Here is a 13,438-nt window from a genome sequence, read left to right as displayed (position 1 = left end):
TAACCAATGGGGTCCAGCTCTCATAAAGCGTAGTGGGCTTTTTTGCGCACGACCGCAGTATTCGAGCTAACTCTTCTCAACACTTGGTTCATAAATTGCTAATAATTTGAACAAGGCATGGTTTTGACACTATCTGGATACGGTATTACAAAGTCAAGTGGCAAAAGATTGCCTAAAACGGCAAAGAAATATCTGCTAAGTATAATACAGCAATCTAAGAGGGAATTGTTATGTATGTAAATGGTTACACAGCAACCAATTATGTGAATAGGGTGAGCAACGCAACGGTGGACTCGGCTGGAGGAGCTTCAAATTCACCAGTAAAAAGTAGTGGTTCTGAACCCGAAATAGATAATCGAGAAAGTTACATCAACTACATAAATTCAGCAACTGAGGAACAATTGGCCGGATCTATTGATGCAATAAAAACATATGGACCTCCAATAGCCATGTTTAGAATGAGCGATATTGTAAATGCGGCTAACCAAGATGAGTTACATGGTCGTATTGGAAGAGCGATTGATCATTTTGATGCAGAAGCACAGCAATACCATACACAGGAGCTAGCGATTATCAATGAAGGTGAGCAAGCTGGAAAGTCTTCAAAGGAAATTTTACAAGAGATTGTCGCGCTGCGCGATCAACAGTCAGAGTTATTCAAGATGGGCACTAATTGGGGAAGTAAAGGACTCGCTCACCCTGATAACTATGAGAAGTTGGTTGCAGCAACTCCAAATTACGTTAATCTATACGCGTAGCAGAACATAAAAGTGCAGTTTAACTCCGAAATAAGCTGCACATACATTACTAAATTATTGATAAGTAACAGCGACAGAGCCTGTTTGTCCAAACATAGTTGGGTTTAAAGCCCCATTACCTGGCACGTAGAATAAGTATTGCCATGATGTTGAGGCTGATACATTAGCGCCTTCGAGGTTTGCTCCTGCACCAAAGTTGCCACTTACATCGATACATCTGCCTTGTGCTGTTTCACACAAATAGGTTATCAGGCCAGAATTATAATTGAATATATTCCATTGCCATGTGATGTTTGTAACTTTTGAGGTTGAAGGAGTATTTGCAGGTGGAGACATTATAGGGCCGCGGTAAACTTGCCCCGCATTTCTAATTGTTGGGTTGGTTATTACATCTGTCCAAGCGCCAGCTGCTGCAAATGCTTCTATACCACCTTCTGCTTTTAGAGGTAACGGTTTACTCAATTCAAGAAGTTTTACATCATTGATATTGAACGCTTCCTCATTTGCGAAGGCGGAAGTCGAAGCCAAAGTAAGAGTAAGTAATATTATGTTTTTCTTCATTCTATCGATCCTTAATATTTAAATTATTAACCCATAAAGATACTTTGTGGGCCTAAAAAATATGCCAGCGACCTGTATGGATTGCAATACTTTGTTGATTTTTTGTTTTCTATTGTTATCAGTTTTACGTGAGACAGCTTATGAGAGGTCTAATCGCTTTTAGGCGCAAGAGGGTTATTCAGAGGCGGCAAAGTAGCGGGCCTTACGACTCAATTGCTGCGCAATATTATCGTGTAACTTCATCCAGTTACTTTCATATCCCCAGGCACTTTTAAAGTTGTCCTCGCTCTTTGAGCTGTCCAGCATATCTTTTAGATCAAAGATTTGCGAAAAATTTTCCGCATTAACATCGTACTGAGCCCAGCCGCGAACTTCCATATCAATATATTTCAAATAGCTGGATTTAAACTCATTCGCCGCGCTAACAAACTCATCGTTTTCATTTAATCTTTGCTCTACTAATGTTCGCTCGTCGTCCGTCAAAGCGCCTGTCACTTGCAGCTCGCCAGACTCGGCAACAGAAATGCCCCAGTGCTTGTTTGCCAGCTGTGGCTGCTGGGCGTTGAGTTCAGACATAATCTGGTCGAATTGCTTTGTCATGCGTTCCACTGACTGAGAAAGTGCGCCGCTGGGTGTGTACAGGTGAGCGGTTGCAAGTGCGATATCATTCAACGCCTCATCCACCGTTTTTGTGACCATGGCCTTGTTTGAGGATATTGAAACGGGTCGCGCGTAAGTAGGGGCAGGATTTTTGCCTGCATTTTTATGATAAACGTCTGCAATTAACCCTTTGTCATTTGACTGTTTGGTGTGATTGTTTTGTGGTGATGCTTGCGCCTTGTGAGCGGAAGCCGTGGTTGGTTGGACCAAGCCACTACCTTGCGTGCCAATTTTCATACTTTTTCCTTGTATGCTTCAATCTTCTCTTGTTATCGACACAGTAAGTATTCTCTTGAGTATATTCAACTAATACATCAAAAAATAGACAGTTGCTGGTTAGCTTGATATTTGGCACAGGGTTAATGTGCAAAGGCAGGTACTTTATTTATGCACTGCGACAGTGCCGTTATTTGTACTAAATCGAACCGTTACCTGGTTTATAAATTGCTTATTACTTGAGCCAGGCATGGCTTTGGCACTCATTGATTGCAGTATTGATAGCCAAGTGGCAATCAATTGCCTGAAACGGCAAAGAGACTGAAAGTATCGGCTAAGTCAACGCGAATAACTAAGAGGGATTTGTTATGTATATCAATGGATACACAGCACCGAGCTATGCCCACAAAGTGGGCAATCCGAGTATGGGCGCGACTGAACGTACGCCTGGCTCGCAAGTACAAAGTGGCGGCTCTGCACCCGAATCAGATAACCGAGAAAGTTACGTCAAATACATAAACTCAGCCACGGAGGAACAATTAGCTGGCTCTATTGATGCAATAAAAAAATATGGACCGCCCGTGGCCATGTTCAGAATGAGCGATATTGTCAATGCGGCTAACCAAGATGAAATACATGGCCGTATCGGCAGAGCAATTGAGCATTTTGAGGTGGAGGCACAGCAATACCATACTCTGGAACTGGCAATCATCAGTGAGGGTGAGCAAGCTGGAAAGTCTTCAAAGGAAATTTTACAAGAGATTGTTGCGCTGCGCGATCAACAGTCAGCGCTATTCAAAATGGGCACTCAGTGGGGCAGCAAAGGGCTCGCTCACCCTGATAACGATAAGCAGTTAGTCGCAGCAACGCCAGGTTACGTTAATCTTTATGCGTAGCTGGACATAAAAGTGCGCTTCACCTTCGAAATAAATTACACGTATAACTTTTATTTCTTCATAAATAACAGGTGTTTATGCTTTTATTCCAAGCGTGGCTGGGGGTTAAAGCTCTATCACCTGACGCCTAGAGTACTGAACGGCCTGGGTTCTAAAGCTTAGATATGTTTGGGTACGTGCCTTTAGATTAGAAAGATTGATCTAAAACGTACTTTATCTATTTAAGGGAATAAATAATTGCAAATGCTTAACTTTACATTTACTTTAATGGCGTAATGTAAACTCAATAAGGATATCAATATGAAAAAACATACACTTACACTCTCTCTTCTCTCAATTCTTGCTTCAACGCACGCGCTTGCGATTGACCATGACCTGGAACATGCAGGTCAGGTTAAGAAATTCGTAAATAATGCATTAAATGCGCCTGTAGCGGTTATGCAATCTCAACGAGTTGCCAGTGCGTCAGTTCAGTCTGAAACGACAGCTGCCATCACGCCAGTCTGCCCAACGCTTGCGACAGGCAGCCTGTATACCCTTAGCAACTCTAGCGCGGGTGAGAGTATTTGCTATCACTTTGAAATTACTGAAAGAAGTAAAACTACAGCTTTGTTAGTGGGGCAATCTCAGGGAACCAATGTCAATTTAAGTATCATCAAACATAACCCTGATAATACCTTTACTGCTATTGGTAGCTCGGCAAACCCTGGCAACCAAGACGAGGTCGTCTTAGCGCTCACTGAGCCGGGACACTACTACTGGTTTATGGAGGTTGTAGAATCAGATGGGGCCGAGTATAACTTCGGTGCAGCCGTTGCTAACAACCTTGACCCTTACGAGTTTAACGATACTGTTGCTTTATCAACAGTACTGCCTGACAGACAAAATTCGCTTGTTGGTAACATGGACAGTATTAACGATGTTGACTATTACCAATTCACGGCAGTTAGAGGGCAAGACTTATCACTGAGCTTTTTTGATGGTTTAAGCAATGAATATGTTGTCGAGATCTATAATAGCGGATGGACGCCTATAGCTCCTAATACCTATCAAATTATTTCTAATTTACAGGAAAATCAGTCAATTAATTTAAGAGTGAGTGCAAACAAAGCGTTACCTGTTAACCCGGCAAATAGCTATACATTAAATATCGCGTCTATTGTCGCATCTTTTGATAGCGATGTTATTACGGGGGAGAGTAATGTCAATCGCATTCCTTATTCTGCAAAATACTACTCAGGTCCGTATCTTACAACGCAAGCGTATAGGAAGTTAAATTGGTCATTGGTACTTAAAGATACAACTGGTGCGCCAATTGAAGGAGCGCTTGCACAATTTACGCTTATTAAAAATGTCAATGACGCTGAAAATACTTTGGCAACTTATAGAGTAAACTCTGATAGTAACGGAGCGATTTCTGAGCAAATTAACCTAGGCGCTTGTAATCCAAATGCCAGAGGTATCGAACATACTGAATATAGCCTTGGCTATAAGAATGAGTGGCGTTCTGATGTTGAAGTGGGTCTATGGCGTTTAGACATTCCAACAAACAGAGGCGTGGATGAGAACGGCAAGTTAGATACCATCGGCATTGGCGGTGACAATGTATCTTATGTTTATTTTGGACATATCTGTGATCAAGATCTGATCTCCAGCAACCCATCATAAAAAAGCGAGGGCTTCCATGTAGTTGGAAGCCCTCATACCAATCAGTATTTACTTGCTTTACTACTCAATTGCGCCGAAATATTATCATTCAATTTCATCCAGTTACTGTCATAACCCCATGCGCTTTTAAATTCGCTATCAGCCTTAGAACTATCTAACATATTCTTAATATCAAAAACTTGCGAGAAGTTTTCCTCGGTGACGTTATATTTGGCCCAACCGCGAACTTCCATCTCGACATTCTTTAAATAACTGGCCTTAAAATCATTCGCTGCAGCAACAAATTCATCGTTGCTATTGAGTGTCTGCTCTACCAGCTTTCGCTCATCTTCAGTCAAAGAGCCTGTGACTTGCAATTCACCAGACTCTGTTATCGAAATGCCCCAGTCTTTCTTCGCTAACTGTGGTTGCTGTTCATTTAGTTCAGACATGATCTCTTCATATTGTTTCGTCATCCGCTCGACAGACTGAGAAAGATCTCCGCTTGGGGTATATAGATGAACGGTTGCCAGTGCAATGTCGTCCAATGCTTCATCGACTGTTTTTGTAACCGCTTCTGCATTAGATGTGATCGACGCTGGCCGCTCATAAGTTGAAGGAAGTTCTTTAGCAGAATTACTATGATAAACATCCGCGAGCATACCTGCTTGCTTATCTGACAGCTCGGATTTCGTATTGACTGATGATGTTTGTTTCTCCTTTGCTGGAGATATAGTTTGCTGCGTTAAACTACTCACATTTGTACCAATTTTCATAATTTTTTCCTTGTACGTTGCATTCTTAAATTGTTATCGACATGTTACCTTTTATCTTGAGTATATTTAATAACAAAATGGTCTTTTTTGGTCAAACTCAGGTAACTATGGTTGTCGTTGAGTGGTTAGTCACGTATCTGAGTCCCAGGTAGACTTGCCTCACACCTTTGTAAAATGTGATGGCTGTGAGTGGTGCCTGAGAGCAATGGGGGCTCAATTGGCGATTAGTCAATGAACCATCTATTTGTTGTTGTAGGTACGAAGCTGCGCCTCTTTTCAATTGTATTCTTAAAATACCAATCTGGTTGTTACCTGCTTAGATAGGCAATTTGCTGCCTTCAGCCCCTAAAGACTGACGTTTCTAAAGCGCTACAGAGCCGACTTTTTTATTATCTGGCAGGTTGGAATACAAAGGCTTTGTCTGTGTTTGAGAGATTGAACATCACAGTTGTGCGATATTTCTTTTTCAACAGGTGTGAATTGGTTTAAATTGGTTAGCCTGTATAAATTAAATAATATTTTATAAGCTGGAAACTAACTGAAGGTTTTCAAAAATGCATTATATATTGGTATTTTTTCAGTGAGTGTATTTTTAAGGGGCTTGTTTCTGTTAAGCAGATTAAAATAAAAAGCGGTTGACGCGCCAATGTTCTTTTTTATAATCGACGCCGAAACCCCTCACTGGTAGAGGGAGACAAAATCAATAAGGATGACTATGTCTTTTTTCAAAAAAGCACTTGGCGCGGTGGGTATTGGCGCAGCAAAAGTAGACACACTGTTAGATTATCATCAATTTGCACCCGGTGAAGAAATTTCCGGCACCGTCAAAATCAATGGTGGCAAGGTTGCACAGGAGATCAACAAAATCGATCTTAAAGTGATGTGTACTTACACCGTTGAAAGAGAAAACAGTGAAGGTGAGTCGGAAACTTTCACTAAGCAGCACACGCTGGCCAAGTTTCGTATTAACGAGCGCTTTACCATTGAGCCCGGTGATGAAAAACATATTCCTTTCGCTTTCGAGTTAGACTTGGAAACGCCGATCACGGTGGGTGAGTCGCAAACCTGGATTGCCACTAACCTGGATATCGATATGGCACTGGATAAGTCAGATCGCGACTACATTCGGGTGGTGCCCACCGAGTTGCAGCAGGCAGTGATTGATGCAATGGAAGAGCTTGGCTTTAAACTGTACGAGTCCGATTGTGAAGGGATAGAAGAAGCGTCTTTTTCACGTCTGCCGTTTGTCCAGGAATTAGAGTTTAAAACCAATGCCGGTGAGTTCCATGGTCGTTTTGATGAGGTTGAGCTGGTGTTTTTCAATCGTGGAGAACAGCTTGAAGTGATTTTTGAAATTGATCGTAAGGCCCGTGGCCTGCGTGGTTTCTTTGCCGAAGCACTCGACCTGGATGAGTCAAAAGCCCGCCTGGAGGTGGATGAAGACAACCTTGAAGATCTCGAAGATTTGATCTTCGAACTGCTTGAAGACAACTGTTAACGCCTTGCCAATTCGAGTCAGCCGCGTGTACTTCACAGTTACGTGGCTGATATCACATAACACGCTGATATTAAATAAGGTGCATACTGCTTTGGGCACGATTTTAAGTGAGCGATTATCGTGATCAGTGATGCGTTGTGAAAATTACCGCAAGTGCCAATGAATGCTGCTTGGTTATCCATCGCAATTATGTAGAATAGAAAACTCAATTCGTAGCAAGGTAGACTAGGTGACAATGAATGTCCGATTTTAAAGTTTGGAAACTGATAAGTCTGCTCTGTGTCATGGTGTTAATGCTGGGGTGTGAATCGAAAGAAGAACGCATACAGCAGACCATTACCCACACACAGCAGGATGCCTCCCGAGCCATTAACGCATTGGGCGATGCCCTGGATAAAAACCAGGTGCGCAATGCAAATCTCTTAACTGAGTACGCCAATGTACTGAGCCAACAAAACCCGCAACTAAGTAATATTGCTCAGCTGATAGCACAGGATGCAACCAGCAACGGTCCATTATATCAAAGTCTGCTGAGTCGCTATCAGGCATTAAAGTCGCCTCAGCCAGGTATGAGTAGTGATGACATCATTGAACAAGCGGTGTTGCTTAAAGAGGCCGCTTCAGTGAGTTTATTCAATGACGCGCTGACCGATCCCATCAATGTGTTGGCCGACATGTCTAACGGCACGCTGGCCCGGGTTGGGGCGGTCAGTCAGTCGGCTGAGCAGGCGGCCAATAATGGTCAACCTGCACTTGGTAACCAGCTGGTTGGCAATGCCAACTATGGTGAATGGCAAACCAACTCCAATGGCACCAGCTTCTGGATGTGGTATGGCATGTACCGGATGCTCGGCGATCTGGTTGGGGACATCGAATATAGCAGCTGGAGCAAGCGCCGCAAATACAGCTACTACAGCGATTATGGACGCAAACGTTACACCAGCTATCAGGGTTATAAGCGCCAGAATGCCATCGAACAACGTACCCGGCAGTCTTACCAGCGCCAGGGCCGGCAATTTACCAGCCCGTATGCAAAAAGAAAGGCGGGCGCGTCAGGCTTAAGCCGGGCCAGTCATACCCCATCGTCAATATCGCGAAGCAGCTACTCGAGAGCCAAATCGAGCTCGGGCTCAATTCGCAATAGTTCAAACCGGACCTCTCGCGGCGTGAGCCGGGGCAAGTAGCGCATCAGATAGCGGAGTTTAAACATGTATCAATTTAACGGATTAACCGTCTGGACATTACAGGCACTTCTCATCGATATGGCGGTCATCATTGCCCTGTTTGTGAGTTTAAAATATATCAAAGGGTGGGTGTCTAACCTGCACGCCAATGACGAAATTACCGAAAGAGACAATTTTGCCTTTGGCCTGAGCTTTGCTGGCGGCCTTACCGGCCTGGCCATTGTACTGACCGGGATCACCAGTGGCGCTTTTGCCAGCACGCTGACTCAGGAAGCACTGCAAATGGCGGGCTATGGTGTGGTGGGCATTGTGCTGATCAAGCTGGGTCATTTCTTTCAGGACAAAGTCGCGCTGCGCAAAGTAGACCTGCACAGTGAAATCATTAAGGGCAACATTACCTCCGCATTAATTGACTTTGGCCATGTGGTCAGTGTCGCGATTGTGATCCGCTCGGCGTTACTCTGGGTGCTGACCGAGGGCTGGTATGGCCTGCCGATTGTTGCCATTGCTTTTGTCATCGGCAATATCTGTATGTTGTTGGTAAGCCAGTACCGGGTGCAGTTGTTCAAGCGGACTAATCGTAACGGCGACTGTTTGCAGCAGGCTATTTTAGATAACAATGTGGCTGTGGGTATTCGTTATGCTGGATTTCTGATTGGTGCGGCACTGGCCCTGACTGCGGCTTCCGGCCTGGCACCTTATGTGGCCGATAACATGACCAGCAGTTTAATCTACTGGAGTGTGGCGGCGCTGGGCAGCATTGTGTTATTTACTTTGTTGCACCTGGTTATGATCAAAGTCATTCTCGCGGGTACCGATATTTCTGATGAGGTCAATCGGCAGAAAAACATTGGTGTGGCGACCATTTCTGCGGCGGTGTCATTTGCCGTGGGCGTGACCATGGCAACCCTGTTAGGCGCATAATTCTTGAGTGTATCTGTTCCTCCCAATCAGCCAAAAGTGACCGGCAGTTTATCGCTGCTGGGTCACGATGTTTTACTGATCGGCGTGATGGCCATTCTGGCTGGCTGTGGCCTGATCTACGAGTATTTACTTTCTCACTATGCCGGGCGAGTGCTTGGCTCAGTGGAAAGCGCCATTTATGCCATGATAGGCACTATGATAGTGGCCATGGGGATAGGTGCGTTTCTGGCGCGCTGGTTTAAAGATCCCTTTACGGCCTTTGCCTGGCTGGAAAGCGTGATTGCGTTGCTGGGCATGAGCAGTATCCTGATCATTGCCAGTATCATAGCGCTGACCTACACCTTACCGCACACCCTATCCAGTCATTATAATCTGCCCCCAGACAGCCTGCTCGACGGCATGCCGTTTCAGCAGCTTCAGGATTTTGCCCGGTTTTTGCCCTATATATTCGGGCTTATTTTGGGGATCCTGATTGGCATGGAGATCCCCCTAATTGCCCGTATTCGCCAGCAGGTGTATGGGCGCTTTCTGGAAAATAATGCCGGCACCATTTATGGGGCTGACTACATTGGCGCCGGCGTCGGGGCCGCTATTTGGGTGATGATCATGCTGGCTTTGCCGATTATGCAAGCCGCAGCCTGGACGGCTTTATTCAATATCGTTGCCGGGCTGATCTTCTTATGGCGCTATTTTAGCTATGTGCGTTTTGCCAAACTCCTGCTGGCCTGCCACATTTTGCTATTAGGGGTATTTGCCATCATCTTGGTGCACGGCAGTGGTTGGATGAAAGATCTCAGCAACGTGCTGTACAAAGACAAGGTCATTTACTCTGAATCAACCAAGTATCAGCATGTGGTGATCACCGAGCGACTCAGTCGCACGCAGGCCACGCCCATACACGATTTATTTTTAAATGGCCGCTTACAGTTCTCATCGGCGGATGAGCAAATCTATCACACTATGCTAGTGTATCCGCCTATGCTGGCATCAAACCGGCACGAGAGGGTGCTGATCATTGGTGGCGGAGATGGGCTAGCATTGCGCGACGTGCTTAGATGGCCGGTGCAAAGCGCTACGTTGATTGACCTGGACGGCCAGTTGTTGTCGCTGTTTGGTTTACAGGGGCAAGGGTTTGAGGCGCGCCCGGAGATCACAACTAAGCTAGTGCAGCTGAATCACAACGCGCTGAACGACCCAAGGGCAGAGGTGATAGTTGCAGATGCCTTTTTAGAAGTTGAGCGCATGCTGGACCGTGGTCTGCAATTCGATACCATCATCATTGACCTGCCTGATCCTAACCATCCGGATCTGAATAAGTTGTACAGTGATTACTTTTATAATCATGTCAGGCAATTACTGGCACCAGATGGGGCATTGGCCATCCAGTCAACCTCGCCCTATCATGCCAAAAAGGCCTTTATCAGCATTGCAAAAACCGTCAAGCAGGCGGGTTTTGCCCACGTTGAGCAGTATCAGCAAAATATTCCATCCTTTGGTCAATGGGGATGGACCATAGCGACGCGTACCGGTCAACCTGCCAGCGCCAGAATTGCATCCGTTGAGGGGCTGCCGGTGGCGAGTAACTGGGTCAGTAAAAACTATTTACTGTCTTCTTTTGTCTTTCCTAATCGCTTTTTTGACAAGAATAAAGAGATTGAAGTCAACCGGTTAGGCTCAGGTGTACTGTACGATTATTACCGCCAGGCATGGCAAACCGAAGATGAGCTGTATAAAAATTAACGCAACAGTGTTGACATATTATGTCGCACATGCAAATCTTAACTCAGACATAATATGTCAAAATCAAAAGGTAAAGAAAGATGGAATTAAATGAGTTATCAATCAAATTGGCATCGTTTGAAACAGAAGGTGCTAACTTCGAATCCTTTCTGATCTCCAATGAGGGTGAGCAGGATGTATTACAAGTGATTGTAGAGGGAAATGACGAATTACCGATCTTTGTAACTCAGACAGAAGAGCAACTGGTGTGTATTAGTTATCTGTTCAACGAGAATGAAGTGAAGCCTGAGTTATTGAATGAGTTAAACGAAGCATTGTTAAAACTCAATGTGCCGATCCCGTTGAGTGCGTTTGCTAAAATTGATGAACAGTACGCCATCTTTGGCGCGCTGGCTGTTTCCTCCTCCATCGATGAGATAACGCACGAACTGGTCACGCTGGCAGACAATGCCATCGAAGCGCTGGACGCTGTGACTGTGTACTTGAAAGACTAATAGTGGAGAAGTGAGATGAGTATTTTAAAGAAATTATTTACTGCTGTGCGTGGCGGTGCCCGTGAAGTGGGTGAGTCGATTGTTGATGCCAATGGCATCCGTATTTTCGAGCAGGAAATTGCCGACGCAAAAAATGCCCTGGCGAAAGCGAAAAAGAGCCTGACTGAAGTGATGGCGAAAGAAATGCAAACCAAACGCAAACTGGCGGCGCTGGACGAGAGCATTGCCGAGCATGAAGAGTATGCAGGTCAGGCATTGCAACAGGGCAACGAAGCGCTGGCGGTCGAAATTGCGGAAAAAATTGGTGAGTTCGAAACTGAGAAAGAAGAGCATCAGCAAGTGCTTAACGGCTTTACCAAGCACGTTATTTTGCTTAAGCAGCAAGTGAAAGACGCTGAAAAGTCGATTAAAGAAAACCAGCGTCAACTGACCATGGTGAAAACCACCGAAAGCGTGCAAAAGGCCACAATGGCGGTCAACAGCACACTGAATACCAACGAATCGTCTATGGTCAACGCACGTCAGTCACTGGAGCGCATTAAGCAGCGTCAGCTGGACAGACAAGACCAGCTGGCTGCGGCTAAAGAGCTGGAAGCGGCTGAAAGCGGTGCCGATCTGAAAGCAAAAATGGCTGAAGCGGGCATTGGTACAACGCAAAAGAGCAACGACATTCTGGATCGCATTAAGGCAAAACAAGCCAAATAACCGAGTTTGTTTTTTTAAAAAGGAGGCCTGGCCTCCTTTTTTGCCTGCTCTAATTGAATAAAGGTGAGTTATGTTTGGTTTTTTTAAATCTAAGAAAGCGCCAGAGCGCCAGCTCAATCATGCCCGTGATTTACGCGTAGGTGATATGCTGAGTGTGATTGATTCGTTTGCTTATCCAGACTGGTTAAAAGGTCAGACCATGAAGGTGATCGCGGTGCAAACCTATCAATACCAGCGCAGTGCTGAATATGAATTTGTGCTGGAGTCTGAATCGGGCAAGGTGGTGTTTTTACAGATTGAGCAGGATGACGGGGAAGAGTTTGCCAACTTCTCAGTGAAAATTCAGCGCGATGATGTGGACGCCATTTTTACTCTGGACGAGTTTGCCCGGATCTTCGATGAAGAATCCCTGACCCGGATTGAAACACAGGCAAAGCCTGCTGAGTTCGAACGCTTTTTGGGGCAGAGCTACCAGCAAAGTGAAGCGCCGTATGTTGCTTATTACCATGAGCAGGATTACCGCGGACGCACATTACCACGATATCAGGATGAAAGCGGGGACGTGTGCGAGGTGATTGAGCTGGCTTCGCCCGATGAAAAGCACAGCATTAATATTGAAGTCTGGGACGGCGGAGAAACGGAGGTGTCTTTAACGCTGACGCGACCGCTGAGTGATATTGTCGACTTGTTTCCCGGAGCCGGCGAGTGACAGATAAACAAGCGAAATGGCAGCGTCAGGAGCGGGCGCTGCGGGCGACTCAAATGGCGTTTGACTTAACCACAGAGGTGCAGAAAAGCCTGAAAAAACAGGCTATAGACGAAGAGTTAACGCCTTCTGATATGATCCGCAAAATCCTCGATTTAGAAGTCAAATCGAAAAAAACCCGACAACGTTTGTCATTCAATCTTACAGACGAAGAAATTGCCCTGCTGGCGCAACGCTTTGGTGTAGACCCCAGCGACAAGCGCGCGGTTAAGCAGCAGGTCGCCAGCTTATTGATCAATCGCTACACAGACGCGCAGGGCTCTTAGCTGATGCGCGCCTGCACTGGATATCTCAAGCCAATGGTTTGATGGTCCTTTGAAAAGCTGCTACCAGAGCACATAGCACCACACCGACAAACGGCAGGACCGCTCCACTCACAGCAAAGCGGCCTTATCTGCTATCCAAGCTAACCCCGATTTCTCTGCTAAGACTCACCACCACAATCGCAAAAATCTGCGTTTTACCAGGCGCCAGGTTTGCGCGAATGCCGCTCAATTTACCATAACGCACCAGCATGATGCCCTACTAATCCGCCTGTATAGATATTTATCTGAGCAGCAGGCAAAGCTGGGCAGACTGGACTAGAGTTACTAAGCCGCGTATCGCAGTTGGG

The 13,438-nt window shown here is 45.5% G+C and carries 14 protein-coding genes; 11 read left to right on the top strand and 3 right to left on the bottom strand.

Annotated features, from left to right (window positions below; all coding sequences use genetic code 11):
- The first annotated feature begins 230 nt into the window (after window positions 1-230).
- The gene (locus TW77_RS10150; RefSeq protein WP_046004865.1) at window positions 231-758 is read left to right on the top strand and encodes a hypothetical protein; all 528 of its coding nucleotides are present in this window, start codon (window positions 231-233) and stop codon (window positions 756-758) included.
- A gap of 54 nt (window positions 759-812) precedes the next feature.
- Here the strand turns inward: TW77_RS10150 and TW77_RS10145 are convergent, their stop codons facing one another.
- On the bottom strand, window positions 813-1,319 hold the full coding sequence (locus TW77_RS10145; protein ID WP_046004864.1) for a flagellar protein FlhE: 507 nt from the start codon (window positions 1,317-1,319) through the stop codon (window positions 813-815).
- Between the two features lie 174 nt (window positions 1,320-1,493).
- Window positions 1,494-2,216, bottom strand: a complete 723-nt coding sequence (locus TW77_RS10140; protein WP_046004863.1) for a hypothetical protein — start codon at window positions 2,214-2,216, stop codon at window positions 1,494-1,496.
- A 347-nt stretch (window positions 2,217-2,563) separates the two neighbouring features.
- On the opposite strand from TW77_RS10140, the gene TW77_RS10135 reads away from it, so the two are divergent.
- Together TW77_RS10135 and TW77_RS10130 are read left to right on the top strand one after the other, a co-directional pair.
- Window positions 2,564-3,091: a hypothetical protein gene (locus TW77_RS10135; protein WP_046004862.1), complete on the top strand. Its 528-nt coding sequence runs from the start codon at window positions 2,564-2,566 to the stop codon at window positions 3,089-3,091.
- 300 nt (window positions 3,092-3,391) lie between these two features.
- Window positions 3,392-4,759, top strand: coding sequence for a hypothetical protein (locus TW77_RS10130; RefSeq protein WP_052713138.1), 1,368 nt, complete (start codon window positions 3,392-3,394; stop codon window positions 4,757-4,759).
- A gap of 41 nt (window positions 4,760-4,800) precedes the next feature.
- Here TW77_RS10130 and TW77_RS10125 read toward each other — a convergent pair whose 3' ends face one another.
- Window positions 4,801-5,514 carry a hypothetical protein gene (locus TW77_RS10125; RefSeq protein WP_046004861.1) on the bottom strand — a complete coding sequence of 238 codons (714 nt, stop codon included), beginning with the start codon at window positions 5,512-5,514 and terminating at the stop codon, window positions 4,801-4,803.
- Between the two features lie 715 nt (window positions 5,515-6,229).
- Here TW77_RS10125 and TW77_RS10120 point away from each other — a divergent pair.
- From TW77_RS10120 to TW77_RS10085, 8 genes are all read left to right on the top strand, one after another.
- Window positions 6,230-7,012 (top strand): sporulation protein, encoded by a 783-nt coding sequence (locus TW77_RS10120; RefSeq protein ID WP_046004860.1) that lies wholly within the window; start codon window positions 6,230-6,232, stop codon window positions 7,010-7,012.
- Window positions 7,013-7,251: 239 nt separating this feature from the next.
- Window positions 7,252-8,196 carry a hypothetical protein gene (locus TW77_RS10115; protein ID WP_046004859.1) on the top strand — a complete coding sequence of 315 codons (945 nt, stop codon included), beginning with the start codon at window positions 7,252-7,254 and terminating at the stop codon, window positions 8,194-8,196.
- Window positions 8,197-8,220: 24 nt separating this feature from the next.
- On the top strand, window positions 8,221-9,120 hold the full coding sequence (locus TW77_RS10110; RefSeq protein WP_046004858.1) for a DUF350 domain-containing protein: 900 nt from the start codon (window positions 8,221-8,223) through the stop codon (window positions 9,118-9,120).
- Between the two features lie 3 nt (window positions 9,121-9,123).
- Window positions 9,124-10,860 carry a polyamine aminopropyltransferase gene (locus TW77_RS10105; protein ID WP_046004857.1) on the top strand — a complete coding sequence of 579 codons (1,737 nt, stop codon included), beginning with the start codon at window positions 9,124-9,126 and terminating at the stop codon, window positions 10,858-10,860.
- Window positions 10,861-10,940: 80 nt separating this feature from the next.
- On the top strand, window positions 10,941-11,354 hold the full coding sequence (locus tag TW77_RS10100; protein WP_046004856.1) for a DUF2170 family protein: 414 nt from the start codon (window positions 10,941-10,943) through the stop codon (window positions 11,352-11,354).
- A 15-nt stretch (window positions 11,355-11,369) separates the two neighbouring features.
- Window positions 11,370-12,059 (top strand): PspA/IM30 family protein, encoded by a 690-nt coding sequence (locus tag TW77_RS10095; RefSeq protein ID WP_046004855.1) that lies wholly within the window; start codon window positions 11,370-11,372, stop codon window positions 12,057-12,059.
- Window positions 12,060-12,129: 70 nt separating this feature from the next.
- Window positions 12,130-12,768, top strand: coding sequence for a DUF4178 domain-containing protein (locus TW77_RS10090; protein ID WP_046004854.1), 639 nt, complete (start codon window positions 12,130-12,132; stop codon window positions 12,766-12,768).
- A gap of 53 nt (window positions 12,769-12,821) precedes the next feature.
- Window positions 12,822-13,091, top strand: a complete 270-nt coding sequence (locus TW77_RS10085; RefSeq protein WP_268836033.1) for a hypothetical protein — start codon at window positions 12,822-12,824, stop codon at window positions 13,089-13,091.
- Window positions 13,092-13,438 lie beyond the last annotated feature (347 nt).

This window comes from Pseudoalteromonas rubra (assembly GCF_000967655.1).
GTDB classification, from domain to species: Bacteria; Pseudomonadota; Gammaproteobacteria; order Enterobacterales; family Alteromonadaceae; genus Pseudoalteromonas; species Pseudoalteromonas rubra_A.
The sequence above is the reverse complement of the archived record's forward strand: the minus strand, read 5'-3'. Positions and strand labels throughout refer to the sequence as shown.

Bases quoted from the DNA above. Each gene is read 5' to 3' on its own strand.
- TW77_RS10120 (WP_046004860.1), top strand. From the start codon at position 6,230: ATGTCTTTTTTCAAAAAAGCACTTGGCGCGGTGGGTATTGGCGCAGCA.
- TW77_RS10090 (WP_046004854.1), top strand. From the start codon at position 12,130: ATGTTTGGTTTTTTTAAATCTAAGAAAGCGCCAGAGCGCCAGCTCAAT.
- TW77_RS10085 (WP_268836033.1), top strand. From the start codon at position 12,822: ATGGCGTTTGACTTAACCACAGAGGTGCAGAAAAGCCTGAAAAAACAG.
- TW77_RS10110 (WP_046004858.1), top strand. From the start codon at position 8,221: ATGTATCAATTTAACGGATTAACCGTCTGGACATTACAGGCACTTCTC.
- TW77_RS10130 (WP_052713138.1), top strand. From the start codon at position 3,392: ATGAAAAAACATACACTTACACTCTCTCTTCTCTCAATTCTTGCTTCA.
- TW77_RS10145 (WP_046004864.1), bottom strand. From the start codon at position 1,319: ATGAAGAAAAACATAATATTACTTACTCTTACTTTGGCTTCGACTTCC.
- TW77_RS10115 (WP_046004859.1), top strand. From the start codon at position 7,252: ATGTCCGATTTTAAAGTTTGGAAACTGATAAGTCTGCTCTGTGTCATG.
- TW77_RS10100 (WP_046004856.1), top strand. From the start codon at position 10,941: ATGGAATTAAATGAGTTATCAATCAAATTGGCATCGTTTGAAACAGAA.
- TW77_RS10125 (WP_046004861.1), bottom strand. From the start codon at position 5,514: ATGAAAATTGGTACAAATGTGAGTAGTTTAACGCAGCAAACTATATCT.
- TW77_RS10135 (WP_046004862.1), top strand. From the start codon at position 2,564: ATGTATATCAATGGATACACAGCACCGAGCTATGCCCACAAAGTGGGC.
- TW77_RS10095 (WP_046004855.1), top strand. From the start codon at position 11,370: ATGAGTATTTTAAAGAAATTATTTACTGCTGTGCGTGGCGGTGCCCGT.
- TW77_RS10150 (WP_046004865.1), top strand. From the start codon at position 231: ATGTATGTAAATGGTTACACAGCAACCAATTATGTGAATAGGGTGAGC.
- TW77_RS10140 (WP_046004863.1), bottom strand. From the start codon at position 2,216: ATGAAAATTGGCACGCAAGGTAGTGGCTTGGTCCAACCAACCACGGCT.